Source organism: Vibrio ostreae (genome assembly GCF_019226825.1).
GTDB classification, from domain to species: Bacteria; Pseudomonadota; Gammaproteobacteria; order Enterobacterales; family Vibrionaceae; genus Vibrio; species Vibrio ostreae.
Window position 1 is genome coordinate 1 of record NZ_CP076642.1, and the last position, 25,315, is coordinate 25,315.

29 protein-coding genes and 1 riboswitch are annotated in these 25,315 nt (G+C 49.9%); of the genes, 12 read left to right on the top strand and 17 right to left on the bottom strand.

Going from position 1 to position 25,315, the window contains the following annotated elements:
* Positions 1–178: 178 nt before the first annotated feature.
* Positions 179–380: riboswitch (cobalamin riboswitch) on the bottom strand.
* A gap of 343 nt (positions 381–723) precedes the next feature.
* The 4 genes from KNV97_RS22170 (at position 724) to KNV97_RS21795 (ending at position 2,109) form a co-directional block, all read left to right on the top strand.
* Positions 724–1,104 (top strand): FAD-binding oxidoreductase, encoded by a 381-nt coding sequence (locus KNV97_RS22170; protein WP_256611606.1) that lies wholly within the window; start codon positions 724–726, stop codon positions 1,102–1,104.
* On the top strand, positions 1,074–1,514 hold the full coding sequence (locus tag KNV97_RS22175; RefSeq protein WP_256611608.1) for an FAD-binding oxidoreductase: 441 nt from the start codon (positions 1,074–1,076) through the stop codon (positions 1,512–1,514). Before KNV97_RS22170 ends, KNV97_RS22175 begins: the two co-directional genes overlap by 31 nt.
* The gene (locus tag KNV97_RS21790; RefSeq protein ID WP_256611610.1) at positions 1,504–1,698 is read left to right on the top strand and encodes a hypothetical protein; all 195 of its coding nucleotides are present in this window, start codon (positions 1,504–1,506) and stop codon (positions 1,696–1,698) included. The genes KNV97_RS22175 and KNV97_RS21790 overlap by 11 nt, the downstream gene beginning before the upstream one ends.
* A 258-nt stretch (positions 1,699–1,956) precedes the next feature.
* Entirely contained in the window at positions 1,957–2,109 is a 153-nt protein-coding gene (locus KNV97_RS21795) for a BBE domain-containing protein (protein WP_256611883.1), read from the top strand.
* Here the strand turns inward: KNV97_RS21795 and KNV97_RS21800 are convergent.
* Both KNV97_RS21800 and amrS read right to left on the bottom strand, forming a co-directional pair.
* Positions 2,096–2,569: a hypothetical protein gene (locus tag KNV97_RS21800; protein ID WP_256611612.1), complete on the bottom strand. Its 474-nt coding sequence runs from the start codon at positions 2,567–2,569 to the stop codon at positions 2,096–2,098. The two genes, KNV97_RS21795 and KNV97_RS21800, sit on opposite strands and share 14 nt — an antisense overlap.
* Positions 2,532–3,221, bottom strand: coding sequence for an AmmeMemoRadiSam system radical SAM enzyme (amrS, locus tag KNV97_RS21805; protein WP_256611614.1), 690 nt, complete (start codon positions 3,219–3,221; stop codon positions 2,532–2,534). The genes KNV97_RS21800 and amrS overlap by 38 nt, the downstream gene beginning before the upstream one ends.
* Positions 3,222–3,382: 161 nt before the next feature.
* Here amrS and amrB point away from each other — a divergent pair, with 161 nt between their 5' ends.
* Both amrB and amrA read left to right on the top strand, forming a co-directional pair.
* Complete coding sequence (amrB, locus tag KNV97_RS00015; RefSeq protein ID WP_256611616.1) at positions 3,383–4,111, top strand: AmmeMemoRadiSam system protein B; 729 nt, start codon at positions 3,383–3,385, stop codon at positions 4,109–4,111.
* Positions 4,089–4,679, top strand: a complete 591-nt coding sequence (amrA, locus tag KNV97_RS00020) for an AmmeMemoRadiSam system protein A (RefSeq protein WP_218561769.1) — start codon at positions 4,089–4,091, stop codon at positions 4,677–4,679. The genes amrB and amrA overlap by 23 nt, the downstream gene beginning before the upstream one ends.
* Before the next feature lie 19 nt (positions 4,680–4,698).
* On the opposite strand, the gene KNV97_RS00025 is transcribed toward amrA, so the two are convergent.
* The 7 genes from KNV97_RS00025 to KNV97_RS00050 form a co-directional block, all read right to left on the bottom strand.
* On the bottom strand, positions 4,699–5,007 hold the full coding sequence (locus tag KNV97_RS00025) for a deaminase (RefSeq protein ID WP_256611618.1): 309 nt from the start codon (positions 5,005–5,007) through the stop codon (positions 4,699–4,701).
* The gene (locus KNV97_RS22180; RefSeq protein ID WP_218561804.1) at positions 4,925–5,182 is read right to left on the bottom strand and encodes a tRNA-specific adenosine deaminase; all 258 of its coding nucleotides are present in this window, start codon (positions 5,180–5,182) and stop codon (positions 4,925–4,927) included. Before KNV97_RS22180 ends, KNV97_RS00025 begins: the two co-directional genes overlap by 83 nt.
* 92 nt (positions 5,183–5,274) lie before the next feature.
* Positions 5,275–5,862 carry an AAA family ATPase gene (locus KNV97_RS00035; protein WP_136487395.1) on the bottom strand — a complete coding sequence of 196 codons (588 nt, stop codon included), beginning with the start codon at positions 5,860–5,862 and terminating at the stop codon, positions 5,275–5,277.
* Between the two features lie 104 nt (positions 5,863–5,966).
* Positions 5,967–6,734, bottom strand: a complete 768-nt coding sequence (locus KNV97_RS21810) for an EAL domain-containing protein (RefSeq protein WP_256611620.1) — start codon at positions 6,732–6,734, stop codon at positions 5,967–5,969.
* A gap of 17 nt (positions 6,735–6,751) precedes the next feature.
* Positions 6,752–7,540 carry a CSS-motif domain-containing protein gene (locus tag KNV97_RS21815; RefSeq protein WP_256611622.1) on the bottom strand — a complete coding sequence of 263 codons (789 nt, stop codon included), beginning with the start codon at positions 7,538–7,540 and terminating at the stop codon, positions 6,752–6,754.
* A 205-nt stretch (positions 7,541–7,745) separates the two neighbouring features.
* Positions 7,746–8,504: a metallophosphoesterase gene (locus tag KNV97_RS00045; RefSeq protein WP_218561772.1), complete on the bottom strand. Its 759-nt coding sequence runs from the start codon at positions 8,502–8,504 to the stop codon at positions 7,746–7,748.
* Positions 8,505–8,590: 86 nt separating this feature from the next.
* On the bottom strand, positions 8,591–9,469 hold the full coding sequence (locus tag KNV97_RS00050; RefSeq protein WP_136487392.1) for a LysR family transcriptional regulator: 879 nt from the start codon (positions 9,467–9,469) through the stop codon (positions 8,591–8,593).
* 169 nt (positions 9,470–9,638) lie between these two features.
* On the opposite strand from KNV97_RS00050, the gene KNV97_RS00055 reads away from it, so the two are divergent.
* On the top strand, positions 9,639–10,853 hold the full coding sequence (locus KNV97_RS00055; protein WP_218561773.1) for an MFS transporter: 1,215 nt from the start codon (positions 9,639–9,641) through the stop codon (positions 10,851–10,853).
* Positions 10,854–11,059: 206 nt separating this feature from the next.
* Here the strand turns inward: KNV97_RS00055 and KNV97_RS00060 are convergent, their stop codons facing one another.
* Both KNV97_RS00060 and KNV97_RS00065 read right to left on the bottom strand, forming a co-directional pair.
* Positions 11,060–13,471, bottom strand: a complete 2,412-nt coding sequence (locus KNV97_RS00060; protein ID WP_218561774.1) for a DUF2309 domain-containing protein — start codon at positions 13,469–13,471, stop codon at positions 11,060–11,062.
* Positions 13,471–14,838: an NADH-quinone oxidoreductase subunit L gene (locus KNV97_RS00065; protein WP_218561775.1), complete on the bottom strand. Its 1,368-nt coding sequence runs from the start codon at positions 14,836–14,838 to the stop codon at positions 13,471–13,473. Before KNV97_RS00065 ends, KNV97_RS00060 begins: the two co-directional genes overlap by 1 nt.
* Before the next feature lie 99 nt (positions 14,839–14,937).
* Here KNV97_RS00065 and KNV97_RS00070 point away from each other — a divergent pair, with 99 nt between their 5' ends.
* The 3 genes from KNV97_RS00070 (at position 14,938) to KNV97_RS00080 (ending at position 17,349) form a co-directional block, all read left to right on the top strand.
* Positions 14,938–15,813, top strand: a complete 876-nt coding sequence (locus KNV97_RS00070) for a LysR family transcriptional regulator (protein WP_136487388.1) — start codon at positions 14,938–14,940, stop codon at positions 15,811–15,813.
* A gap of 156 nt (positions 15,814–15,969) precedes the next feature.
* Positions 15,970–16,884, top strand: a complete 915-nt coding sequence (locus KNV97_RS00075; protein ID WP_136487387.1) for an EamA family transporter — start codon at positions 15,970–15,972, stop codon at positions 16,882–16,884.
* A gap of 96 nt (positions 16,885–16,980) precedes the next feature.
* Positions 16,981–17,349, top strand: coding sequence for a DOPA 4,5-dioxygenase family protein (locus KNV97_RS00080; RefSeq protein ID WP_136487386.1), 369 nt, complete (start codon positions 16,981–16,983; stop codon positions 17,347–17,349).
* 143 nt (positions 17,350–17,492) lie between these two features.
* Here KNV97_RS00080 and KNV97_RS00085 read toward each other — a convergent pair whose 3' ends face one another.
* Positions 17,493–18,155 (bottom strand): gamma-glutamyl-gamma-aminobutyrate hydrolase family protein, encoded by a 663-nt coding sequence (locus KNV97_RS00085; protein ID WP_136487385.1) that lies wholly within the window; start codon positions 18,153–18,155, stop codon positions 17,493–17,495.
* A complete protein-coding gene (locus KNV97_RS00090; protein WP_256611587.1) occupies positions 18,128–19,105 on the bottom strand; it encodes an amidoligase family protein in 978 nt (325 codons plus the stop codon). Before KNV97_RS00090 ends, KNV97_RS00085 begins: the two co-directional genes overlap by 28 nt.
* Before the next feature lie 246 nt (positions 19,106–19,351).
* Here KNV97_RS00090 and KNV97_RS00095 point away from each other — a divergent pair, with 246 nt between their 5' ends.
* Positions 19,352–20,437, top strand: a complete 1,086-nt coding sequence (locus KNV97_RS00095) for an ABC transporter substrate-binding protein (protein WP_218561805.1) — start codon at positions 19,352–19,354, stop codon at positions 20,435–20,437.
* 201 nt (positions 20,438–20,638) lie between these two features.
* Here the strand turns inward: KNV97_RS00095 and KNV97_RS00100 are convergent, their stop codons facing one another.
* From KNV97_RS00100 to KNV97_RS00115, 4 genes are all read right to left on the bottom strand, one after another.
* Positions 20,639–21,067, bottom strand: a complete 429-nt coding sequence (locus tag KNV97_RS00100) for a hypothetical protein (protein WP_136487383.1) — start codon at positions 21,065–21,067, stop codon at positions 20,639–20,641.
* Positions 21,068–21,199: 132 nt separating this feature from the next.
* Positions 21,200–22,630 (bottom strand): Lnb N-terminal periplasmic domain-containing protein, encoded by a 1,431-nt coding sequence (locus tag KNV97_RS00105; protein ID WP_256611625.1) that lies wholly within the window; start codon positions 22,628–22,630, stop codon positions 21,200–21,202.
* Positions 22,623–22,817 (bottom strand): DUF7843 domain-containing protein, encoded by a 195-nt coding sequence (locus KNV97_RS22290; protein ID WP_456119793.1) that lies wholly within the window; start codon positions 22,815–22,817, stop codon positions 22,623–22,625. Before KNV97_RS22290 ends, KNV97_RS00105 begins: the two co-directional genes overlap by 8 nt.
* A 315-nt stretch (positions 22,818–23,132) precedes the next feature.
* On the bottom strand, positions 23,133–23,618 hold the full coding sequence (locus KNV97_RS00115) for a DUF3015 domain-containing protein (protein ID WP_136487381.1): 486 nt from the start codon (positions 23,616–23,618) through the stop codon (positions 23,133–23,135).
* Between the two features lie 397 nt (positions 23,619–24,015).
* Between KNV97_RS00115 and KNV97_RS00120 the strand changes: the two genes are divergently transcribed.
* Entirely contained in the window at positions 24,016–25,263 is a 1,248-nt protein-coding gene (locus KNV97_RS00120; RefSeq protein WP_206208441.1) for a dicarboxylate/amino acid:cation symporter, read from the top strand.
* The last annotated feature ends 52 nt before the right edge of the window (positions 25,264–25,315 follow it).

The following is a 25,315-nucleotide window of genomic DNA, read 5'->3' on the forward strand; positions in this document are numbered from 1 at the left end:
AGCAGAAACAGAGTGGGGGACGCTACGACTGAGCCGTGAACAAGGCGAAAAATAACACAAATAGAAAACGCATTGTTACCTCAAGGAGAATAAACCTTAAGGCAAAGAAAACTGACTACTGGCAGTATGGAGCGAAGCCAATCATAAACCAGTACCAGGTCTTCCGCCCCGGTGTTACTTGGTAAAATTTGAGCTTCAAGTATCTGACTTGTAACCAGGAACGCATTTTCAAAAGCAAAGTGACTGTTTAGAACGACCGGCTGCTAAAAATGAATAACGCTCAATTGGCTGGCTATTTACAGTTGCGGGTACAGTGACGGAATTACACCATCTTCCTTGATTGGGATGAGAATTTTGCATCCAGCTCGAAACGCGTAGTTATCAAGAGTTCTGATTGAAAGGTCAACACGGCTTGGCTGTGTGAATGGGTTTTATCGAATTAATTAATATTTTTATCATTTTATATTGTTGTTATAAAGCTATGATTTTTTATTTGTTCTGAACCCTCTATGGGGGCTAATTTTTTTATCCACTCAAATAAAGAGGTTTCTTTCTGCTAGGCTTTTAACTCATAAAGTGCCTGCATCATTTCGGGCGCTGTCGCGATTAAGCACGACACAGGTACGCTAACTCTAAGTCTGATAAATAGTACGCTGGACGCAGATCGAATTAACGGGGTTTCACTGTTGCGATGACTCATGGAAAACATGAGAGGTAAATCGTATGAAAAACTTACAAAACTCAGAAATTGAGGCTTTTAAAAATCAATTTGGTGGTGAAGTTATTTTGCCGACCAATCCCGCCTTTGAAGAAGTTCGTCAAATCTGGAATGCCATGATTGACCGTAAACCCAGTATCATCGCACGCTGCACATGTGCGGACGATGTAGTGTTGGCAGTTAATCTAGCCCGCGTGCCCCAACTATTATTGTCCGTGCGCGGTGGCGGCCACTATATTGCGGGTAATGCTGTGTGCGATGAAGGTCTGATGATTGATCTGTCGCTATTGAATCAGGTCGAAGTTGATCCGATAAGCGTCTGGCGAGAGTCGGTCCGGGCTGCACCCTGGCTGATGTGGACGGGGCGACCCAGGCGCATGGGCTAGCAATGCCAGTCGGCATCAATTCCACTACCGGGATTGCCGGTTTAACCCTGGGTGGTGGATTCGGTTGGCTGAGCCGCAATTATGGCATGACCATCGATAGTCTGGTCAGTGCTCACGTCGTCACTGCGGACGGGCGTCAGATCCTCGCCAGCGAAACAGAAAACAGCGACCTGTTTTGGGGGCTGCGCGGCGGCGGCAGTAACTTTGGCATCGTGACCCAGTTTGAGTTCAAACTGCATCCAGTGGGGCCAAATGTATTGAGCGGCTTGATGGTATTCCCTTTTGCGCAGGCCAAATCGATTCTGACGCAGTTTGCCCGCTTTACCCAAACCGCGCCGGATGAACTGAGCGTGTGGATGGTGGCCCGTAAGCACCGCCACTGCCGTTTTATCCGAAGACGTGCATGGTAAGGAAATCATTGCTCTGGCGATGTGCTACGTCGGCGATCCGGCGGAAGGCGAAAAAGCTGGTGCGCCATTACGTCGGTTTGGTGATGTGCATAGTGAACCTATTGGCGTACAGCCATTCTGTGACTGGCAGCAGGCGTTTGATCCCTTGCTGACGCCGGGGGCTCGCAATATTAGAATCACATAACTTTACTGGGCTAAGTGAAGGTGCGATTGATTGCGCGATTGAGTATGCGGCCAGCCTGCCATCGCCGCAGTGCGAAATTTTTATTGCCCTCACTAGGCTGTGCCACCGGACGCCCCGAACCGGATGCGATGGCATATTCCAGCCCGTGATGCTAATTATGTACTCAATGTTCACGGTCGCTGGGACTGCGAAAGAAGATGATGAAGCCCTGTATTGAGTGGGCGCGTAGATTTTTCAGAAAAAGCAAACCATTTGCCAGTGGCGGGGCCTACATTAATTTTTCTCACTCAGGATGAAGCCGGCCGCACCGAATCCGCTTACGGACCGACCTTCAAGCGATTGCAGGCGATCAAGAAAAAATATGACCCGGATAATTTGTTCTGTATGAACCAGAATATCAAGCCCGCCTGACGGCGGATCGGTCTGCATGCCACGCTAACGATGGATCCGCGACCGGGATGCGGCGCGGTCCGAAATTTTCGCGTGGCCCGGCAAAACGGCCGGGCAGCTGATGCCCGCAATGAAGGCAGTGCCCGGTGTCGTCGAGGGCATAATCACCAAGCTGATACCGGTCACGTTCAATCACCCGTTGATGGCATGCCGGGCAATAGGTGGCATCCGAGGGCAGGATCATGTACGTTGCCGCAATAGACAAAGTGCAGGCCGTGAGCAAGGGCGATAGCGCGGGCGCGCAGCGAGGTATCGAGCGGTGTTCTCGGCTTGTGCGCATTTTAAAGTCGGGATGAAAGGCGCTGAAATGCAAGGGGATATCCGGGCCGAGATGGTCGGCAATCCACTGACACATCGCATGCAGCTCCTGATCGCTGTCGTTTTCATCCGGGATCAGTAAGGTGGTGATTTCCAGCCACACATCCGTTTCTTGTTTCAGATAGAGCAGCGTATCGAGCACCGGTTGTAGATGGCCATGGCAGATCTTGTGATAGAAATGCTCGCTGAAGCCCTTTTAAATCGATATTAGCGGCGTCCATACAGCGATAAAACGCTTCTCTTGGCTGGTCACAGATATATCCGGCACTGACTGCCACGCTTTTCAGTCCGAGTTGGTGCGCGGCGAGCGCAGTATCCATGGCATACTCCATAAACACCACAGGATCGTTATAAGTAAACGCCAGACTTTTGCAGCCGTATTTGAGTGCGGTTTGCGCCAGTTCCTCGGGCATCGCGGTATCGCAAAGGGTATCGAACTGGCGTGATTTGCTGATATCCCAGTTCTGACAAAACTGACAGCTGAGGTTACAACCAGCCGTCCCGAAACTCAGTACGCTGGATCCGGGATAAAAATGGTTGAGCGGTTTCTTTTCAATCGGATCAATACAGAAGCCGGATGAACGGCCGTAACTGGTCAGAACGATCTCGCCCTGGTGATGAATACGCACAAAGCAGGCGCCGCGTTTGCCCTCACGCAGGGTGCATTGGCGCGGGCAGACATCGCAGCATACCCGGCCATCGGCCAGTTTATGCCAGTAACGGGTCGGGAAATAGTCGGGTGGAGAACCTTGCATAACCGATACCTTCTGTCTGCTGCATCATGACCTACACTGAAAGTATAGTTGATGGGATGTGGGCACAAAGCTAATGAAGTATCGTGACGCCGCCGTGGCCGGAAAGTTTTATCCGAGCACCCCGAATGAACTGAGACGTCAAATGACGCTCTATCTGGGCCATGAACCTGCCTCTGGACATCGGCAATACAATCCAGCCTAAGGCGCTGATTGTTCCTCACGCCGGCTACTTTTATTCCGGTGAGGTGGCCGCACAGGCGTATCAGTGTCTGGCACCGTTTCGTTCGGTGATCACTCATGTTGTGTTGCTCGGCCCCAGTCATCATGTCGCCTTGCAGGGCGCAGCTGTACCTGACAGTGATGTGTTTATCACGCCTTTAGGTGAGGTAAAGATTGATAAGGCAGGTGTTGAAATGTTATTGCAGCGGCAATTGGTGATTCAATCTGAGCGCGCTCATCATTGGGAGCATGCACTGGAAGTGCAACTGCCGTTTTTGCAGCATTGCCTTGCCAACTTTACTGTCTTGCCGTTGGTGGTCGGTCCGAGTGAGCCGACTAAGCTGAAACAAATACTGACGTTATCATCGTTAGGAGACCAGACGTTGATCGTGGTGAGCAGTGACCTGAGTCATTATCATCCTTATCAGGAGGCGCAGCGTATTGACGCCGATACGGTTGAGCGGGTGTCTGCCCTGAGTACGGATATTCATTCTCACCAGGCTTGTGGCTGCTATGCCATTAACGGCTTACTGGAATTGGCCCGAGATCAGGCCTGGCAGATTGAGTGTCTGGCTCAGACCAACTCAGGTGAGGTGATGGCAAAACGCAAGCATCGCGCTGTCAAGGCTGATGAGGAAGTGGTGGGCTATGCCAGTTTTGTCTTGTATTAAGCTCAGCGATGACGAGCGCCGGGCATTGCTCGATTTGGTGTGGCAGGTGTTGGAACAGGCGCTCGCTGGTCGGGGCTTTCAGCTGCCGAATGCGCCGCAAAGTGAAACCCTGAGCCAACCTGCCGCCAGCTTTGTTACTCTGCATCACAACGGGCAACTGCGCGGCTGTATTGGTTCGTTGTCGGCCGATGAAGCGTTATGGAAAAACGTCTGTCACAATGCTTACGCCAGTGGATTTAAAGACGCGCGCTTTGCGCCGCTGACAGTGCAAGACAAGGCGGGATTAAGCGTTGAGGTTTCAGTATTGTCTACGTTCACTCCCGTCGAAAATCTGGGTGAGGTTGAATTGTTGCAGCGGCTCAGGCCAGCCATCGATGGCTTATTGCTTGAAGATCAGCGTCATCGCGCCGTCTTCCTGCCCTCGGTATGGCAAGCCTTGCCCGAGCCCGATCAGTTCGTGGCCGCGTTAAAAGCCAAAGGTGGCTGGCCGCCGGGCTATTGGAGCAAGGACATCGACATCCATTTATTTGCGACCACGGTCATCAGTGACAACGCAGGCTCGGTATAAATTCGCTCGTGTTAACACCTTATGGTTTAGCACTCAGCCGGGTGAACTCATCCCAGATGGCCTGACAGTCTTCTCTTCCCTGAGTGACATGAATCATGTCGAAGGCCGATTTGTCCGAGCCATCAAGGTAATCACGCAGGTGTTGGTCGGAAAAGCCATGCGCGGCCGCATCACGGTGTGACGACGCGTAATAACAGGTTTTGATACCGGCCCACATCATCACCGCGACACACATCGGGCACGGCTCACAGGTGGCGTACATCACACAATCGGACAGATCCAGGGTGTCGAGTTTTACACCCCTGTCGCACTGCGACCATTTCGGCATGGCCGGAAATATCGGTTTGTTCCAACACCGTATTGCCGACCGCACAAATGACTTCACCGTTGCGTACTAATGTGGCGCCAAATGGGCCGCCGGTGCCTTTTCTCAAACCTTCGATGGTGGTATCGCAGGCGAGCTGAAAATATTGATCGAGATGGGTTGGCACCGTTTGACACATAATGATGATCCGCAGTTGTTAAGGAAAGTGAAGTCACGAATTATATAGGATGTCGTTCTAACATGCTTTGCCACAAATCCGCTTGAACCCGCTTAAGGCGCAGGGTAGCGATTAATCACATTCTCCAGCGTCATAATGCCGAACATGATTTTTCTGACAAAGGATTCGGAGCTGCCGACAAAATAAAAGTGTGGATGGCGTGACCAGATACGCTGTAACTTTTTATCCAACTTGGCCGCCTGAGCCAGAGATTCATTACGGGTTGGATTATTGCTGCTGATGTCTTTACCCGAAGCCGCGGCTGACTCAAAAAAGATCACGGCGTCGTAGCGGGCGATCTCTTTCTCGAAAGTGGAGTTAACCTGCTTGAAGAAGTCACTTTCCGAATTGGGCCAATAGGCGAGGCCATCGAGAGAGCCACGATCACAGACTAATAAACGGTCCGGATACTGCAGTTTATGAATATCTTCCAGGTTTCTCTGCAGCTGAAAAATGGTTTTCTGCACCATTTTTATCGCCTGCTCGTTATTACAGCGGGTTACGCCGCCTGAAAACAGCAGCGTTGCCGCTTCGGGGACCACAACGATCTGCTTTCCCAGTTCGCGTCGAAACAGATCCAGAGCGGTGGTTTTACCGCCGCCAGGGCCTCCGGTTACTACCACTTGTAATGGCTTTTTCATCAGTGCCTCGGTTGCGTTTTTGTGTTGTTTTAAGCATAGCCAAGAGCACCCAGGTAGGGCGGTAAAGATAGATGACTTAAAGTGAGCGAAAAGATCGTCGGTTATTAAATTACTTTTAGTTGTGCCAGATTTGGTGTCTGTGGGCCATTGTGAATCCCGGGCGTTAACGCTTGCTTAGCCAGCAGTTGGTCCAGTTCGGGTTTCGGCATTGAACGGTAAAAGTACCAACCCTGAATATAGCCCCAATGGCAGTTTTGCTTGATGATGTCGTGCTCGCGCTGGGTTTCAACCCCTTCAAATATCACTGGTCGGTTTAAACTGGTGAGCAGTTCCATTATCGGCCCAACCATCTTGCGTTTCACATCGTAATTCAATGCATTCACAAAAATCCGGTCTACTTTGATAAAGTCAAAATCGAGCTCGGTCAGCCACACCAGGTTGGCGACACCGGTGCCGAAATCATCCAGCACCACATTAAAACCGAACGATTTTGCCCGTTGGGAAAAATCCGACAGTTCAGTTAGTGGCAGAGAAATGCGCTCGGTGATCTCGATTTTGATCTGATCCGGATTAATGTTGTAGCATTGAACCAGTTCAAACAGGTAAGGCAGGTATTTCTGATCCTGTATTTCATAGGTATCAATATTTATGCCCAATGCAAAGGTTGGATACCTCTGTAATATCGGCGCCATTTCTGTAACCGAGTGTTCGGCGATAAAATAAGATAACTTCGGATAAAGATGCAGCTTTTCTGCAATAGCAATAAATACTTCAGGAGATACTCGGCCAAACTTGCTGTCATGCCAGCGTACCAAGCTTTCAACACCAATAATGTGGCGGTCATTCACCGCGATTACTGGTTGGTACTCCATAGTTAAGCTTTTCTCTTTTAATGCTTTACGAAAGCGGCTTTCCAGATAATTACGCTTTTGAAAAAACTGAACCAGGCATAGGTGGCAATAAGACCAAACAACCCTGCGATGAATAATAAAACAAAAAATATGCCAGGAGGATAATGCGCTAACCCTGCAGCGTAATTATCAATATAGACACAGAAATTGTAATCATCATGACATAACTTCGTATGTATTTCTAATGGCGGGAATAATAGTTTCTTTGATTTGTTTGGTTGATAACGATAAAACACGTGCTGGCCATCATGGGTGCTTATTTGAAACCAGAAATGAGGTTGCTGTCTTATCAAAGATGCATAGAGATTGGGTTCATCGACAGAGAAAAACCGACCTTTTTGTACCAGGCTATAGGTTTGATCGGTCGGAAACAGATGACTGACTTGTGAGTAAAACACAAAGCTTAAAAATGCAGTTTCATTATTGGAAGCAATTTTAATCGGACCCAGTTTGCCCCAGTTTGCAGAGCACATCACGGTATCGCCTTCGATAAGGCCGAGGTCATAAATTTTACTGTTATGGTGAGTGAGTACTCTGAGAGAATTTAAGGTCTCTGAGTCACATTTAGGCTGTGGCAAAGTCTGCGCTGTATTCAATACCGCGATAATTTGCTCGGCGACTTGCACCGCTTCTTCATAGGCAAGTTGATTAAATCTCAGTTGTTCGTCTTTCTGAATATGATAAGTAATATAATCAACGACTAAGATTGTAATGACAGTGATAGTCAAAAAAACTAAGCATTGATAAAAACGTTTTACTATATCCATTTCCACGTCAAGGCAGGACAATTTCTGAGTGGTATTACTATTGATCGTTTGTTAATTCACATGCAAGAGAAATGTGATGTCTTTTACGCCTTGCTGTCTGTTAAGGGTGAGACTAATTATGGTACGTGAAAGGTAAGAAAGTGCGTTTAGTCGAAACAAAGCCAGAATAAGCCTTAACGCATGACTAAGCGTTGAAGTCTGCATGCTAGACCAATTCGATTTCAGTGCGTTTCTCATCGTGTAAGTTAAACGAACGTATTTCGATGGCGTTCGGATGAAACTCGCAGACGCTCAGCCGAGGATCAGGGATAAAATTATTGGGTTCGTAGCCGGAGCCTGTATCGATAAACAGTTTGTTTTTTCTGATCTTAGGGCAATCGAGAGGTGTGTGTCCGCACACGACAAAGTCCACGTTATCAATTAACTGCGCGCTGCTTCTCAGAATATCGTCTCTTCCCCACAGCATCCGATGGCGCAATTCCTCATCAATAAACTCAGCCTGTGGTGGCCAGTTGAAATACGGGTACTCGGCATGTAAAACACCGATCGTCTTATTGCCCACCGCGACACTGAGCGTCAGACTGTATTGGCTCACTACGATTTCCCGCGCAAGGGCTTGTTGTGCCGGACTGAGTTGTAGCCACCATTCACCGCCATTGAGCAGCCAGTTGCTTTGCCGGTCGGGCGATTCATCGTAACGTTGCAGAATGAAGCTTTCATGGTTACCCAATACCGGATAAAACCATTTCTCTCTGGCGAGGGTCAGACACTGCCAGGAGTCATTGCCCCGGTCAGTGAGATCGCCCACCGCAAACACCCGGTCGCGGTACTTGTCAAAATGAACCATCTTCAGCGCATGGATCAGCAAAGTGAAGTCACCGTGCACATCCCCGATAAACAGATCCCGCCCCGAGATATTGGCACTGATAGAGCGATGTAATGGCAGTTTTTCCAGCGCGTTCATCCTTCTTGCTACCTCAACTTTATCTGTTACTTAAGCTTAGCAGAGGTGGGTTTAGCTGTTTATGTAGAAGGTAAGTGAGGAAAGCCCTAATGCCCATTCACCTCAGCTAAAATGAAATCACGGAATACCTGGTTGGCGCGCGAGAGGTAACTGTCTTTGCGCCAGGCCAGGCTCAGATCTATTTCAAACGTTTCGGCAAATGGGCGGGTGACTATCTGGTCATCCTCGCGGATGGCAACCTGCCACATCGGAGAAATGGCGTAGCCCTGGCGGATAACGGATTTGATCAGTGGTAACAGGTTACTGATAAATGCCACCCGTGGCTTGATGTTCTCTTTGCGGCAGATACGATCGAGCAGAATGTGGTGATAGTAGCCCTTGCGGAACAGCACCAAATCATGGGAGAGAAAGTCGGCATATTCGATGACCTCTTTTTCGGCCAACGGGTGATCGACCGACATACAGACGACCATCTCTTCGCGAATTAACGGGCCGCTTTCGAGTTCCGGAGTGAGATCTTTACTTGCTACCACACCGAGTTCAACCTCGCCATCAAGCAGCATACGGCGAATATTGCGGGTACCAGTGTCCTGAATACTCATATCGATATTGGGATATTGATGGCGAAAGGCCATCAGCAGAGGCGGGAAGTAATAGGAGCCCAGCATGCTCGGTACGGCAATATCGACCTGCCCCTGATCCAACCCTTCCATGGCTTGCATCGCCAGTTTAGCGTCGTCTGCCTGGCGTAATATTTGCCGTGCATGCAATACGAATTCGCTGCCCGCTTTGGTCAGACTGATGCCGCGGTCACGGCGGTTGAACAGCGGTGTTTTCAGCTCCTGTTCGAGCTTTTTGATGCTGCTGCTGATGGCTGGCTGAGCCAGATTGAGTACCCGGGCTGCGGCTGAAATCGACCCCTGTTCCACGGCAGTGACAAAGTGCTTTAACTGTCTGAGTTCCATATGTGTTCATCCCTTACCTGAACTGAATGCCGATGTCATTGTTTTTTCTTAGGGTATAAATTTTATCTATGGATTAGATAAATACAAAATATTTTTTTATTGCTTATGGACCGATACCCTATCGCTGTAACCCGTTCCCTTGTTCCGTCACCTGAGTAAGTCGTTAGCAGTGAAAAAAACAGCCCATTACAGCCGAGTCGTTATTTGTGTTTGTCTATTTTCGATAGTCACCTTTGCCAATATCTATTGGTTGCAGCCGTTGTTGCCCGTGATTCAGAAAGAATTTGAGGTAAGCTCTCTGGCCGCTAACCTGGCTATGTCTGCACCTTTGCTGGGTATGGGATTAGGACTGCTTATTTTCGCCAGCGTGTCGGATGCGATAGGTCGTTGTAAAGTGCTGCTGGTCGGGACGGCGATTGGCTTATTGGTGTCTGTGGTTTTGCCGTTGGTGCACAACTATCAGCTGTTTCTTACGCTGCGCTTTTTGCAGGGTGTGTTTCTGGCGGTGACGCCGGCGCTGGCGGTGCCACTGATGGGCGAAGAGCTGAGAAAAAGCTGGCTCGCCGGTGCGGTTGGTTTTTACGTGGCATCGAATACGCTGGGCGGGATTTGCAGCCGCTTACTTGGTGGCCTGAGTACCGAATATCTGGGCAATTGGAACTATGCCGGTTATGTGATTGCCGGCCTCAGCCTGGTTTTGTATGCCATCATCTATTATCTGTTACCTGCGCAACGCCACTTTAAGCCGGCGCCACTTAAAGTGGGTAAGTGTTTGAAAGCGTATGGCTATCATCTGAAAAATCCGCAGTTAGTGATCCTTTATCTGTTGATTGGTCTGGCATTCGGCACTTTTGTTAACTTGTCTAATTACCTGATGCTGGTGCTGAGCGAGTTTCCGTATAACCTGCCAAGTGATGTGCGCAGTCTGATGTTCCTGACTCTGCTCGGCGGAACGACCAGCTCTTCGCTGGCCGGTAAATTTGCCAAGAAGTTCAGCCAGATCGCGGGTGTTGCGTTTGGCGCCGTCATCATGCTGATGGCCAACTTCCTGATGAGCTGGGCGAACATCTATACCATGGTGATTGGTATGGTGATTGGTATGGTGATGGTGTCGGTCGGTTTCTTCTTCTGTCATGCTCAGGCCAGTACTTTGATTGGTCGTAAAGTGACCCAATCAAAAGGCAGCGCTCAGGCACTTTATAGTTTGTTCTATTACTCCGGTGCCAGCTTAGGTGTGTTCTTTCTGGAGCCTTTCTATCAAACCTGGGGTTGGCAGGGCATTCTGGGGGCGACCCGTATCGCCCTGGCGTTGTGTATTTTGCTCGTCATTATTTACCAGTGGATCAGCGCCTATAAAGACAGCCATTCTCACGCAATGTCTTAAGCTCTATAAATAGGTTTAGTTTGGTTGAACGCTGGTAGCTAACCGACTCTGCCTGATTGGAAAGGCGGTTAGAGTATGGAATGGATGGCGCAGGGAAGAACAACAGATTATCTGGCAATAAACTCCGGGTGTCAGTAAACACAACCTAGGTTTCCGGAAAGCAAAAGAGCCGCGCGAGCGGCTCTTTGCGTAAACGCTTGGTGCCATCAGACTGCGGCTACCCACTGCTTGTTGTGATACTGCCAAACCTGGTTGTTGTCATCAATCTGATACAGGAACAGCCAGCCATTATCCACCAAAGACGCAACGTCCTGATGGCGAGCCATAATGGCCTCAATGGCGTACTGTGGAGCCTGAATAAAAGTACTCAGGCGCACAGGCTGATGACGGTACTCTGTGCCGTCATGCACGGATTGCTGAGATAAACCAATACGCAGGTCACCGCCGTTGCCTTCAAACACACCAATATGGCCACCGACCACGTTATGCAGCAGTTTGTTACCACTGCCGTATTTTTCCGGCGTCGTGACTGACGCATAATATTGCAGATTAATCCAGTTCATCACCAGCAGAGGCGCAGTCATGATCTTTTCCAGTTGGCTGAACTCCGGATCCTGACTGACATGGTATTCATGTAAGAAGGCCCGGCCGTCAAAATTGAGTCCGCGGGTCAGGTGACGTGGTGCGATAAACACGCCAGCGTTGTTACACAAACCCCATTCCGGACGCATCTGAGCCCAGTTGGTGGCACGTTGCTTAAAGAAGCGGCTTAATTGCGCATTATCTTCCGCTTTGGTGCCATCGAACAGTTTGGCACGTTCTCGGCGCGCGTGGTCACTGGCTGCGCTGAGGTTCTGTTTCCAGGAAAGCGGTGCATCGGGCGCATCAAACACCTGATAATCGTCGGTGGTTGTATTGTGCAGCGCGGCAAAGAAGTGGGTGTCTTTCGGAACAACCACCCCAAATTCTGCCATAACCAGACGCACAGCGGAGTCGTTGAGCAGACTCGCCAGGACTTTCACGTTGACTTCGCCGGTTTGACCGCCACACGCACCGCAGTCGAGACCCGATGACGTATGGTTGTTGCAGGTCTGGCTACCGTGACCGGTTAACAGCACGACTTTTGCCAGGCGTTGGCTGATGCCCATTGCTTTAAGAATCCCGGCGCCAAGTTCTGCCTTCTCACGCACGCTAAGCGTGATCTGGTTACGTTTCAGTTGCCACTCTTCGTTACCACGCGCATCGCGGTTAATCGGGTTTTCAGTCCCATCTTGCATCACTACCCGTTTAAACAGGCTGACCAGTTTTAGCAGGCCACCGGCTTCGACCATGCCCAGATTGGAGGATGGTTTTTCCAGACTGTTCTGCCAGCCCAGTTTTGTCACCCGCAGCCAGCGATCCGGTTGCAGTTGGGTCTGCTGCGCAACCAGAGTAGGAGCCAACAGGCCCGGTAACTGAGGACGATGAATATTGCCATCCTGAGTCTGATAAGCGATAGGGATACCAAAGAAGCCGGCAAAACCCAGTGTCTCGATGTGGCTGCCTTGTGCTTCCAGCGCACGACGCATACGTTCCGAACGTACATCAATACAGAAAATAGCCTGCAGTTCAGGACGATTCGGGTCTTGCTGAGTAGTGACGTTCTGCACTTGAGTGATCCAGTCTTTTTGTACACTCAGTTCAAGGGCGCGTTGCCATACCCAGATTGGTGCCAGTTGCTGTTCCGCTAACTGGTACATTTGGCGAACATTAGTCGCTTGATGGCGCAGTAACTGACGGATTTTCAGCGCGGTTTCCAGATGATTTTTCTGCAGCCACTGCATCAGGACACTGTTCCAGGCCAGCAAGATAGCAGTCAGTCCCAGCGCATGGGGCAGATCGGCTTGCTTATTGGCAAGGTTAGCCTGCCAGTCTTGCCAGGATTGCCATCCCGCCCAGCCGGACAATTGATGTAACAGGGCACGCAGCGATGCGTAAGCGCCGTCTTCATCGGTCCAGATGTCCTGCCACAGCGGTCCGACGGTATCAAGCAGGTCATAGATCGAGCCGGGTAAAGTACGGAAATAAGGCAAAAGATCGACGCCCAGCAAGGTTTTGATCCCTTTGTCGCGTGCAACGACTTCAAGCCAGCTCTGGTACAGGTGTTCACCGTTTTTACCTTCAGAATCGAAACGTTCCGGGTATTGGTGGTACAGCGCGATGAACTGGCTGACCTGCTGAACGATTTCCTGCACCCAGCTGTGCCCTTGAGTGGAAGGGATTTCTTCATCCATCAACATGCCCAGAGTTTTCCAGCGGGTCAGCGGTGCTTGCGGGCGCTGAATGTCTTCTTCCAGCTGGGCTATGGTCATGTCGACGCCAAGCTGCTCAATCGCTGAGGCCAGATGTTGCGGCTGAATCTCGGTCTTCCAGCGCTGCTGATAGTAACTTTTGTCCATCAGGCTGGTTTCGCCGGTCAGAACCGCCTGCTCGGCGAAGGTCTTTTCAATACTGTCATGACGTTGTTGCCACCAAGGGTTAACCGCAATGGACTGATCCAGCGGCCAGGCCGGTGCGATAGAAGCGGAAACTTGTTTGGCGATTGTTGCGTATGGAAGCGCGTGTTTTTGTTCGATCATTATTTTGCCTCTGGTTCCATTTGCACTTGAGCTTGTTGCAGTTCAAGCAGTGACTGGCTTGGCCACCATTTCAGGGTCAGGCGGGTCGCCCATTCGTCCAAATACGCACCGGCGTTGAGCCAGATAAACAGTCGTTTAACCCAACCGACATGCGGGCTATATTGTAGTGCCAGTGACAGAGCAAACAGCAGGATAAACATCAGCGCGACCAGGCCATCAGCGGCCAGGTTGAGCGGGACGTTCAAGCCGGTAATCTGTGCCAGTGAATGTTTGGCTGTGGTGTACAGGGTCAAGAGGCCTGCCGCGAATGCCAATGTGATCATCAGACGTGGCAGCATGGTTTTATCCCAAGCGGTCACGCTCGGCACAATCAAAGCACTTAGTGCGAACCACACCAATATGGTGGCGGCAAAACTGGTCATCACAGCAAACTGCCATTGAGCAACAGCCAGCATCAGTGAAGAGAGCAGCAACGCGACACACCAGTTACGAACCTTAGGTTTGACTTCACCGGCCAGTTTGGCGGCCAGATAGTGGTTAACCGTGTTGCCACTGTTAAGGAACGAGTACGCTTTATAAAACGAGTGGGCAAACAGGTGCAGCAGAGCCATCTCATACAGACCCAGGGCAATTTCAACCAGCATCAGACCCATTTGCGAGCTGGTCGACCATGCCAGTTTCACTTTGATACTGATGCGGGTGGTGCTGACCAGACCAGCAATGACGGTACTGATACCGGCACAGACGATGATGAGCCAGCAAGCGATACTGCTGGATGCCAATACCGGTGCGAAGAACAGCAGCAGGATACCGCCCAGGTTGACGATACCGGCGTGCAGCAGTGCTGAGACCGGAGTCGGTGCTTCCACCACCTGCATCAGCCAGCCGTGTACAGGCAATTGAGCACATTTGATCATCGCGACCAATGCCAAAAGTACTGCAGCAATATTAAGGTGCAGACTGCTGTGAGCAAACGAAGTCTGGCGGACGATGTCGCTGATGTAAGGTGTCTGGAACTGATGGTAAAGCGCAAAGAAGGCACCGGCCAGCAGCAGTTCGCTGAAACGAGCCAGCAGGAACTTCTTGTGCGCAGCCAATTGAGCACGCGGGCGCTGCGGATAAAACAGAATCAGTTGGTGCAGACATAGACTGACACTGACCCAGGCTGCCCAGAACAGCAGCAGGTGGTCGCTGAGTATCACTACAACGACGGCTGAAATTGTCATGATAAGGGAACGAAGAAAGCGAGCGCGATCCGCTTCGCCACTGAAGGCCACCCAACTATAACGTACGATAGTGAATCCTAAAATCGCCACCAAACCGAGTAACATCAGTTTGAGGGGCGTCACTAAAAACAGAGAAAACATGACTATCCTCACAGTTCCAAAAGTCGCGGCTATTGTGAAACTGTCTGATTGTTAAGTAAAATATATAATAATTTATGAATCGTTCTGTTTTAGAGAATTATGAGTCGTTTAAACTACCATCATCTGTACTATTTCTGGCAAGTCGCCAAGCAGGGTAACCTGACTCAGACTGCGCAGAAGTTGCATGTGTCTCAGTCTGCTCTTTCTTCACAAATCAAGCAGTTAGAGCAAACTTTGGATGTGCAGTTGTTCACCAGAAAAGGGCGTGCACTGACCCTGACCGAGAGCGGATATCATGCGCTGAGCTATGCCGAAGAAATCTTCAAAAATGGTGAAGAGCTGGAAAAATTATTGACCAGTGGCAAAGCATTACCTGGCGCAACCATCCGGATTGGAATCCTATCGACTATCTCGCGTAACTTTATAGAGCAGTTTATTCAGCCACTTATCAACCAGGAAGACTGTCGTTACACCCTACAGTCGATGAGTCAGACCGGTTTGCTGACCGCTTTGGGAGAACACCAGCTCGATATGGCATTGACTAACATTCCGGTCAGAGGTTCGAATAAACAGAACTGGCAAAGCCGGGTTCTGGCGCGTCAGGCGGTGTCGATCATCGGGCCGCCGGGGTTAGATCTGGGCAAAGATCTCGGCGCCAGTTATCGCGACCGCCGTTGGGTTTTACCGTACGGAGAAAATCCGCTGCGCGCTGCTTTTGATGCTTTTGCGGCTCAATATCAGCTACATCCCCACATTATCGCCGAATCTGATGATATGGCGATGCTGCGTCTTTTGGCCCGTGACACCGGCGCACTGGCCGTAATGCCGGACGTGGTAGTAAAAGACGAACTCGATAACGGCATTCTGAAAAGTTATCTGGTACTGCCAAGCGTATTCGAAAACTTCTACGCGGTTACGGTCAAGCGGCGTGTGGTGCATCCTAAGCTGGATACCTTGTTCAGGCCATTATTATGACCCGTCCTGTCTGGCGCTTGTTTTATATACGGGAATAGGGCAGTCTGAGGATTCCTTTTTCTCACTCAATGTCAAACTTACCCTTGAAAGGCAAACGCTGAGCAGGTGGCTGCTCGCGTCTCTCCTGACACTGTCGGACGTTTGTAAGGATACAAGATGTCATTACGAGACAGATTCCTGGCCCTGGCGATTGTGCTGGTCTGGGGTGTGAACTTCGTGGTTATCAAAGTCGGATTACAGGGGATGCCACCGCTGCTGCTGGCAGGCTTGCGGTTTGCTTTGGTGGCCTTTCCTGCCCTGCTGTTTATCAAGCGTCCCACCTTACCGCTGAAATGGCTGGTGGCCTACGGACTGACCATCAGTTTTGGTCAGTTTGCCTTATTGTTCTGGGCGCTGAGTATCGGCCTTGCCGCAGGATTAGCTTCGTTGCTGTTACAGGCGCAGGCTTTTATTACTCTGGCGTTTGGTTGTGTGCTGTTGAAAGAAAAAATTCGTCGCCATAATGTGATAGCGGTCATCACTGCGGGAGCGGGGATTTATCTGCTCGCAGTGGCGCAAGGCGCGGGAACCGCATCACTGACAGCTGCTACCTTGCTGTTAATCATCGGCGCGGCCACCTGTTGGGCATTGGGTAACATCACCAATAAGGTGATCATGCAAAACTACGCCGTTCCGACCATGTCTTTGATCGTGTGGAGTGCGTTAGTACCAATGTTCACGTTTGCTGTTGCTTCACTCTGGATTGAAGGACCTCAGACCATTGCTGAGTCGCTGCTCAATATGCAGTGGCATAATTTGTTCTCGGTGGTTTACCTTTCTTTACTTGCCACGATCGTCGGATATGGCGGCTGGAGCTACTTGTTGAGCCGTTATCCCACCGCATTGGTTGCTCCGCTTTCGTTGCTGGTTCCGGTATTCGGACTACTGAGCGCCTGGCTGCTGCTGGATGAGAGCCTTACTCTGTATCAAATCGCAGGCGTAGTGGTCATTGCGGTCGGGCTGGTGATTAACGTTTTTGGCCAGCGTTGGTTTGGTCGCCAAGCTGAGCCGGCTTCTTCTCTGGCCAGATAATCCATCGATATACGGATGAGACAACGTGGTCGGAAAGGGCAAGCGACTCGATCCTTAATGAATTCTTTACTATTTTAAGACGTGGAGGCAAAAATAATGACAGAGAATAAACGACCGGTAAATTCCCATCGCGCTTACCATGCTCATGTGTACTTTGATGCGCAAACGCTGGAGTTTGCCTCACGACTGGTGCATGAAGCGGGGGAGCGTTTCCCTGTGAAAATCGGTCGGGTGCACGAAAAACTGGTGGGCCCTCACCCGAAATGGAGTTGCCAGATTAAGTTTACTTCACACGATTTCGATCAGTTAGTGCCTTGGTTGGACGAAAACCGTAATGGTTTGTCGGTACTGGTTCATGCGCTAACCGGTGATGAAATCGAAGATCATACTCTGTATGCCTGGTGGCTGGGTGACAGCCTGAAACTGGACCTGTCGGTATTTGACAGCTCTTCGATTGAAGACTGAGTTGCAGCGCTTGGGGCCAAAGCCACTGAGTTACAGAGGCAAAGCGCCGCATTACGGCTCGTTTTGATGTTATTGCCAATCACCGCATTGAACTGGCGGTCACTTTCACTTCTGCATCCTGGGTAAATACTTCACCCATACGCTCAGCCTGAGCGCACCAGCCAGCGAAACAGCTTAAATTGGCTGGGAAGATAAAACAGATATTCAGGGTGCCACTGCACGCCGTAGATAGGCTTTTCTTGATTACTTTCAATTGCCTGAGTGAATTGGTCAAGATCTCGACCGACGACGCGCAGGCCATTACCGACATCCTTGATCGCCTGATGATGCAGGCTGTTGACCCGTAATTTCGATTTGCCACACAAGGCAAACAAATGTGAGTCTGTATCGACAAAGACTTGCTTGGTTGGCAGCAGGCCCGGGCGGTTATAGGTTCGTTTGCGCAATACGGAAATATCGGAATATAAGTTGCCGCCGAGAACGACATTGATTAGTTGCGAGCCGCGACATATCCCTAATAAGGGAGTATTGCGTTCTAATGCCCACTTGATCCAACGTATCTCTAATGTGTCCCGCTCGGGGTCAAACTCATCTTTTTCACTGGCTTGGCCTCCATAGTGCTCGGGATCGATATCATCGCCCCCGCCCACGATCAGACCATCCAGTGGCTGACCGGACCAATGATGTTTAACGCTAATCCTTTCTGCTTGAGCGCCGGCAAGTGCCAGCGCCAGCTTCGTGCACCACCAGGAGGGTGACCAACTGCGATGGTTACCGGTTACTCCAATTCTCGGCTTTTTATCCACTGTTTGACTTCCTTGATCCAATCATTGCGTTTCACGCCGATTACAGGCAGAGACATTGCTTTAAAGCGGCGGGCTAAAAAGTTTAACGCTTCTGGGTCTGCTGCCAATACCTCAACTAAATGCCAGATGTTCCATGAGCTTGCAAAACTCCAGTGGGTATTCTCGATCAAGCAGTCGGGCAGGCGATAATGAAATGTAGGTCTTGGATTAATTTTGGTGTCTTTGACCGTCTGCTTGACTTTGTCTTGGTCAATGGACGCAAACAGCGGCAGCATATCCAAAGCGCGGTTGCGACTTGGATTATGTTCCAGGTAATCATCCATCAGCTCATCGATAGTCTGGTACTGTTTGGTGAGCAGTACTTCAACGTAATCTTCAGTATACAACTGGATATACGGGCTGATTTTGCGGGATACGTTAACGTCATGCGCTTTGTCGAGGCACCACTGTAATAGTCCGAACGATTTCAGATAGGCATGCAGGGTGTGAACATCTAATGATGGGGTTTCCGGATTAATGTGAACACCAAAAGCGGCGATGACAGAATCATCTGTACCTTTTGCCCCGGCATTTCTCAGGGCTGGTATCAGTTTATCTAAATGATCCAGTTTATCGAGAGGGAATGGAGGAGTAACTATTTCTATAGGTACCACTGATAGAGCAATTTTGTGTAAAAAATCGACCCACTCGTGTCCGTGATCCTTAAGCTTGGCTTCCAGCGCGGTGTTCTTGAGGAACTCCCAGTCTAACTCAACTTTAAACTTGCCATATTCTGGGGTCTGCAAGTCATACTCAACCGCGGACTTCTTCTCTAGCTCACCGCCGAAAGTATCCTGCATAATTTGTGTCACTGCGCTGATTGTCAGCCCGGTAAACTCGATTTCGAACCCAACACGGCGGGTAGCGCCATCGTCGGTCGTTGTTAAAGGCGGAGTTTTAAAAGCCATCATTGCCTCCACTCGTTGATTGGGGAATAGACTTTGACCGTTATACGAAAGATTACTCTAAAACCATGACAAAAAATGTGAAACTTTACAAGGCGGTATGTATCGAGATTGCGTATAGCGCAATCATACATTGGTGTAGCGATTAACTGATAATGATTTTCATTGCGGCCATTTATAATGTGATGCATAATCACTGACAATTTTAGTCATATCAATGCTATTCGCTTTAACCTGAAGATGGAATTTTCGATGCTCAGAAAGCTTTTACTTCTTATCTCCCTGACGACCAGTTCTTTTGCCTTTTCAGCGGTGACGACCGTCACTGATGTTCTGGGGCGCGAGGTGACATTCGATGCCCCCGCCAAACGGGTTATTGTCGGTTTTTATCCTGAAGATTATATGGCTATCGGTACGGAAGCGGCATACGACAATGTCGTCGGTATGTCTAAATATATCTGGCAGGCCAGGGCGATGAACTGGGAGATGTACGTTAAGCACCGTCCATCATTAGACGACATTCCGGAGATTGGCCGGGTGGACACCAACGCGTTTTCTCTCGAAAAGGTGCTTGGGTTGCAGCCTGATCTGATCATGCTGGCCGATTGGCAATATAAAGCGTTGTCGTCAGAAATGGAACGCTTAGAACAAATCGGTATACCAGTGGTCGTGGTCGATTACAATGCGCAGACGGTTGAGCGGCATGTGAAAAGTACCCGTTTGATTGGCGAGATTACCGGTCAGCAGGCGCGTGCTGAAAAGATTGCCACTGAATATCAGGATAATGTGGCGATGATTTCACAGCGATTGGAGAAAGCCGGCCTTGCGAAGCCGACGATCTACACGGAATTTGGCGCCAATGGCGTGGCTGATATTGGTTACACCTTTGGTAAGAATATGTGGGGGGCGATCAGCACCACGGCTGGTGGTGAGAACATCTCTAAGCCGTTTGTCGAATGGTGGGGTAAACTCAACCCGGAACAGATCATTGCCAGCAACCCGGATGTGATTGTGATTACCGGTTATGAAACCAGCAGTGCTGACAACGGGATGAAGATAGGGCAGGGTGTGCAAGAGCAGGTCTCGCAGCGGGCTTTAGCAGGGTTTAAACAGCGTTTGGGCTGGTCGTCACTGAATGCGGTGAAAAATAATCGCATGTACGCTGCGTATCACGGCGCATGCCGAACGATTATGGATGGCGCAATGATTCAGTTTTACGCCAAAGCTCTGTATCCGGAGTTGTTTGCAGATTTGAACCCGGAGCAGGCTTACCTGCAATTCTATGAAAAGTATCTGCCGGTTGTTCCGCAAGGGACGTTTATGACTAAACTTCCTTAAGTTAAGTGGTCGTAGATTAAATGGATAATGATCCTGCTCGTACGCTGCGGGCAGGAGGCGGATAGCGTGACGCCACGGTATGCGGTCTCTGCTGGAAGGCAACAATATTCCTATCAACCATAGCGCTGGCGTTTTACGATGTCTACTGGTGTGTACAAAAACGGCCACGTCTCAATGACGTGGCCGCTGCGCAAAATAGGTTTAACCTGCTTGCACTGGAGTTGCTTCGCTGTTGTTAACGTAGAAGCTGAGCTCGTCGATAGAGTTGGCCTGATAAGATTGTAAATCTTTGGCCGCAATATGCTGACCGGTCTTATCCGACACGATTTTGGCAATCGCATCCATCCGTTGCGACTCGTCAAGCTGTTTCAGCATGTTGAGCTCATCTTCGTCCAGATCAATCGAGGCTGAATTTGGCAGATAAATGGTGCCGTAATAGAAGTCAACGCCAAACGCGATTAGCCCGGGAACAATGAACAGGATTAAGCCCGCAGCGTCGAGAATCGCGATCGCCGGGTCGATTTTACCGCCGCGCTGTCCTTCCCGCTCCGGGTGCAGCAATACCCCGCATCCACTTAGCTGAGTAACTAAAATAGCAATAAAAGCAGACATTAACGTTTTATTTTTCATTGGCTCTCCTTAAGTTTTGCGCTCAAGTCATCATCTCAAAGGTTGTTTCAATCATAGGTCAGATTAATCAAGTTTTATCAGCAAACCATCAGCTTTACGTATGTTTTTGATGGATTGGCTCATTGTTCAGGCTCAATAATAATAGTAAGCACTGAGGCGCGAGCTTACTTCTTCCTGATGCCATTGCTGATAATTCAGGCTGGCCCTGAAAGCGAAATTAGGCCGTACGCTCCAGTTCCAGGTCGCATTTACGGAGAAATGGTCATCGACCTCATCGCCTGCCAAAGCAATCCAGGCTGCATTCAAACCCAGTCTCTGGCGGTTATTGATCGAGTAGAATAGCCCTGACTGCAGACCGGCCCCGGCGATAACATCATAACCGGTTAATCTGCCCTGACTGAGTTCGCCTTTCAGCAGGGTATAGAAATGTAATCCATCAGCCTGTCCCCAGGCTTTGCCTGCTCCGCCTTCGACAAACCAGCGGCTGTCGGTATTGGCATCGGGTCGGTCGAAGCCGATTTTTAATCCCCATGCCAGGCTGTCAAATACTCGGTTGCTGGGCGCCAAGGCCAGTACGTCGATGATATTGAGATGATCGAGCCGGCTGGTGCCGCTGTCGTCGAGACTCAGTTTAGTGTCGAGGAAGTTAATTTGCGCGCCGGGAATAAAGCCATCCAGCGCATCGTACATGTCGTGGTAAGCCGGACGCCACTCGACAGATGTTGAGTGGGTTTGCTGCTGATACAGATTACGCGCGACGCCGACACGAGCTGACCCGTGTCCCTGTTCCGGTGACGTTTCCGGCCGCACCACCGAGGGAAAAGGGGATTCTCGGTTGATCTGACTGCGCTTGATCAAGATTTGGGTCAGTTGTTTGGCGGTTATATCGCGTTCAAGGCCGTCATCGTAAAGTTCAAAATTAAGCCATTCATATGCGAATTCGAGAATTGCCGCCCGCTCTGACTCAGTAAACTCGGCTTTGGAAGGGTAAATACCTTGCTCTTTCAGGCGCCGCGTGGCGAGGTAAATACGCTCGCTGACCAGATCCGATTCATGATTCAGCCGGGTACCAAACGCAGCCCGATAGTGCGGAGGCTGAGTTAATCCGGCTTCAACCAGAACTTTCACCGTATCGGAAGGAATGGCGGTGACCGGAAACTGACTGACTAAATCGAGATTCTGATTGGCCAGTTGCAGCAGAGCCAATAATTGATAAGAGCAGTTTTCGTCCAGGAAGTAGTAGTCGAACTCGGCTTGTTCCATTTCCCACAGATGAAGCAAAATTCTATCCACTTCTTCAGCGGTGAAATTGAGCGGGTATTCCCAGATATCCCGCGACTCGATATCGTTATATTCACGCACTTTTTTGTAGTACGGCATGACGGTAAAGCGGCTTGGATATGCGCCAACCAATCCTTTGAGTGCATAAAGGGCCGGATTATCTGCGCTGTCCGGTTCTGCGGCAAAGTTGATCGCATAAGCGACCAGTGCATTGTTCTGGTTCTGATTCTTGGCATCGACCCGTAGCAGGGTATGGCCAAACATGGACGAAGGATTATTCATAAAGGCAGTTGGAAACACCAGGGTCAGTTTTTCCGGATCCATCGCCTGCTGCCACTTTTTTTAATTCAGGGCAATTTAACTCAGGCGGTGCCTTGCCTTGTTGTTGTTCCAGCCATTGATAACGGGCCGGAAACGTGCAGCGCGCCTGATGGCGGCTTTGCGCTGGGCCCTGATACAGCGCCTGAATCGTTGCTTGAAGCTCCTGCGCAGGTTGATGTTTGCCCTGCGATGCTAAAAAAAGCTATCCGAATCAATGGTGCTGACGTAACCGCCGCTCAGCGCGGGCAGGTAATGGCCCAATTTGAGCCAATAGTTATCCTGGCTTAAGGCTATGACGTTCAGTTCAGGTAACGGTCCGGGCTCTACGGAGGCAAAGCTCAGGGACGAATGTAATCCGCCCAGTAATATGAAAATACAACGCTTCCACTGCATAACGACTCTTGAAATAAAAAGGTGCCTCGTTGTTGCAACGAGGCACAGAAGGGTAAGACGAAAGAAGCGGTTACATTGCGTAGCCAGACAGCTTAGAATCGTTCGACATCAATGTGTTGAGGTTATTCAGTACCTCATTAGAGGTGACGTTTTCAGAACGATAAACCACGGCAAAATTTTGTTTCGCCATGGTGTTGAAGGTTGCTTTATCTTCATTCGGGATGCCCCAGACTTCAGACAAGGTTGCCAGTGTTTCACCCTGACCTTTGGCCATATCACGTGCCAGATTGTCCATGTTACCGTCAATAAACATCGCCAGCTTCTGACGTGAATCAATCGTGCCGGTACCATCACAGCCCAGAGTTCCGAATGTGATACCAAAGGTTTGGTTGCCTGATGTACCGTTGGTTGTCGCGCCGAGCACTTTGACCACTTTTCCGGATTTACCGTCAAAAATCATGGTACCCAAACCACAGCCAATATCATCATCAGCCATAACCGCCTGAGCAAACGGCAAGGTAGAGAGTAACGTAGCCACTGCGAATAACTTTTTCATATTAATAATCCCTTAGTTCGGTCAAAAAGTGGTGGTCATAAAACGTATTACCACTAAATGAAGATAGGAAAAAGTCGGTGATATTCCAATGTCATGTTGGCGAAATGGGATTAAAATCAAAGCGATTTGGCAAATATTGCCCTGAATATGTCGCGAATAGTGTGAGCTGTTTTTTAAACGGCGTACGGTTAAATAGAAATAAAACGCACAAGATCAATGAAAATTTATATGGGGAAAGTTGCATTTGACCCAGCTCTGAGTCAGTTTTGTTGGATAATTATTCCTTGTCAGGGAGTGAAAATAGTCATTTATCACAGTTTACGTCAGGCGACTTTTATTGTGTAATTACGCCTTTGCTTTTTTTAGTCGTTTACACTATCAACACACAAGGAAAGAAATGGACAATCAAGTACAGTCATCCCGTCAGGGTTTTTGGTCAGGCATGGCGCTGTGGAAAAAAATCCTGATTGGTATGGTGGCCGGTATTATCGTTGGTGCGCTGATGGGCCCGAGTGCTGCATTGCTTAAGCCAATCGGTACTCTCTTTATTAACGCGATTAAAATGTTGATCGTGCCTTTGGTGTTCTGTTCTCTGATCGTTGGTATTACATCGATGAAAGACACCCGCAAGATGGGGCGTATTGGCGTCAAAGCCGTGGTGTTGTATTTGGGAACGACCGCCGTTGCGATTGCCATTGGTCTTGGCCTTTCTGCTCTGCTTGAACCTGGCGCCGGACTGAACATGGTTGCGAAAGATCTTGATGATGCTGGTAAGAGTGCGCCCCCGCTGGTGCAGACGCTGCTGGCGATGATCCCGCAAAACCCGGTCAATGCTCTGGCGGCGGGTAACATTCTGCAAATCATCGTTTTTGCGGTTGGTCTTGGTGTTTCCCTGGTGTTGGTGGGTGAAAAAGGTGAACCGGCAGTGAAACTGTTTGAGAGCCTGGCGGAAGCCATGTACAAGCTGACTGAACTGGTGATGAAACTGGCTCCGTACGGCATCTTTGGTCTGATGGCCTGGGTTGCCGGTACTTATGGTCTGGACGTCCTTCTGCCACTGATCAAAGTGATTGGTGCAGTGTACCTGGGTGCGCTGATCCATGTGTTGGTGTTCTATTCCGGCGTGCTGAGCGTGCTGGGTCGACTGAACCCAATCAAATATCTGCGTGCGATTACTAACCCTGCAGCGGTTGCGTTTACCACATCGAGCAGTTCAGGTACCTTGCCTGCGACAATTAAAGCGACTCGCCAGGACATGGGTGTGTCTGAAGGTGTGTCGAGTTTTGTTCTGCCGCTGGGGGCAACCATTAACATGGATGGTACGGCACTCTACCAAGGTGTGTGCGCGCTGTTCATCGCGCAGGCATTTGGTATCGATCTGCAAACCTCAGACTACCTGACCATTATTCTGACCGCGACACTGGCATCGGTTGGTACTGCGGGTGTACCGGGTGCGGGTCTTATCATGTTGTCTCTGGTACTGAGCACGGTTGGCCTGCCTGTAGAGGGCCTGGCGATTGTGGCCGGTATTGACCGTATTCTGGATATGGCGCGTACTACGATTAACGTTTGTGGTGACATGATGGTGGCCGTTCTGGTTGCGAAAAGCGAACGCGAACTGGACGAGAATGTCTATAACAGTTAATCAGCGCCACGCCTGATCTCTGCAAAGCCCCGGCCTGTGCCGGGGTTTTTAT

Excerpts from the sequence above, each read along its gene's own strand:
- KNV97_RS22170 (WP_256611606.1), top strand. The coding sequence starts at position 724 with ATGAAAAACTTACAAAACTCAGAAATTGAGGCTTTTAAAAATCAATTT.
- amrS (WP_256611614.1), bottom strand. The coding sequence starts at position 3,221 with ATGCAAGGTTCTCCACCCGACTATTTCCCGACCCGTTACTGGCATAAA.
- amrB (WP_256611616.1), top strand. The coding sequence starts at position 3,383 with ATGAACCTGCCTCTGGACATCGGCAATACAATCCAGCCTAAGGCGCTG.
- amrA (WP_218561769.1), top strand. The coding sequence starts at position 4,089 with ATGCCAGTTTTGTCTTGTATTAAGCTCAGCGATGACGAGCGCCGGGCA.
- KNV97_RS00025 (WP_256611618.1), bottom strand. The coding sequence starts at position 5,007 with ATGCCGAAATGGTCGCAGTGCGACAGGGGTGTAAAACTCGACACCCTG.
- KNV97_RS22180 (WP_218561804.1), bottom strand. The coding sequence starts at position 5,182 with ATGTGTCAAACGGTGCCAACCCATCTCGATCAATATTTTCAGCTCGCC.
- KNV97_RS00035 (WP_136487395.1), bottom strand. The coding sequence starts at position 5,862 with ATGAAAAAGCCATTACAAGTGGTAGTAACCGGAGGCCCTGGCGGCGGT.
- KNV97_RS21810 (WP_256611620.1), bottom strand. The coding sequence starts at position 6,734 with ATGGAGTACCAACCAGTAATCGCGGTGAATGACCGCCACATTATTGGT.
- KNV97_RS21815 (WP_256611622.1), bottom strand. The coding sequence starts at position 7,540 with ATGGATATAGTAAAACGTTTTTATCAATGCTTAGTTTTTTTGACTATC.
- KNV97_RS00045 (WP_218561772.1), bottom strand. The coding sequence starts at position 8,504 with ATGAACGCGCTGGAAAAACTGCCATTACATCGCTCTATCAGTGCCAAT.
- KNV97_RS00050 (WP_136487392.1), bottom strand. The coding sequence starts at position 9,469 with ATGGAACTCAGACAGTTAAAGCACTTTGTCACTGCCGTGGAACAGGGG.
- KNV97_RS00060 (WP_218561774.1), bottom strand. The coding sequence starts at position 13,471 with ATGATCGAACAAAAACACGCGCTTCCATACGCAACAATCGCCAAACAA.
- KNV97_RS00065 (WP_218561775.1), bottom strand. The coding sequence starts at position 14,838 with ATGTTTTCTCTGTTTTTAGTGACGCCCCTCAAACTGATGTTACTCGGT.
- KNV97_RS00070 (WP_136487388.1), top strand. The coding sequence starts at position 14,938 with ATGAGTCGTTTAAACTACCATCATCTGTACTATTTCTGGCAAGTCGCC.
- KNV97_RS00075 (WP_136487387.1), top strand. The coding sequence starts at position 15,970 with ATGTCATTACGAGACAGATTCCTGGCCCTGGCGATTGTGCTGGTCTGG.
- KNV97_RS00080 (WP_136487386.1), top strand. The coding sequence starts at position 16,981 with ATGACAGAGAATAAACGACCGGTAAATTCCCATCGCGCTTACCATGCT.
- KNV97_RS00090 (WP_256611587.1), bottom strand. The coding sequence starts at position 19,105 with ATGATGGCTTTTAAAACTCCGCCTTTAACAACGACCGACGATGGCGCT.
- KNV97_RS00095 (WP_218561805.1), top strand. The coding sequence starts at position 19,352 with ATGCTCAGAAAGCTTTTACTTCTTATCTCCCTGACGACCAGTTCTTTT.
- KNV97_RS00100 (WP_136487383.1), bottom strand. The coding sequence starts at position 21,067 with ATGAAAAATAAAACGTTAATGTCTGCTTTTATTGCTATTTTAGTTACT.
- KNV97_RS00105 (WP_256611625.1), bottom strand. The coding sequence starts at position 22,630 with ATGAATAATCCTTCGTCCATGTTTGGCCATACCCTGCTACGGGTCGAT.
- KNV97_RS00115 (WP_136487381.1), bottom strand. The coding sequence starts at position 23,618 with ATGAAAAAGTTATTCGCAGTGGCTACGTTACTCTCTACCTTGCCGTTT.
- KNV97_RS00120 (WP_206208441.1), top strand. The coding sequence starts at position 24,016 with ATGGACAATCAAGTACAGTCATCCCGTCAGGGTTTTTGGTCAGGCATG.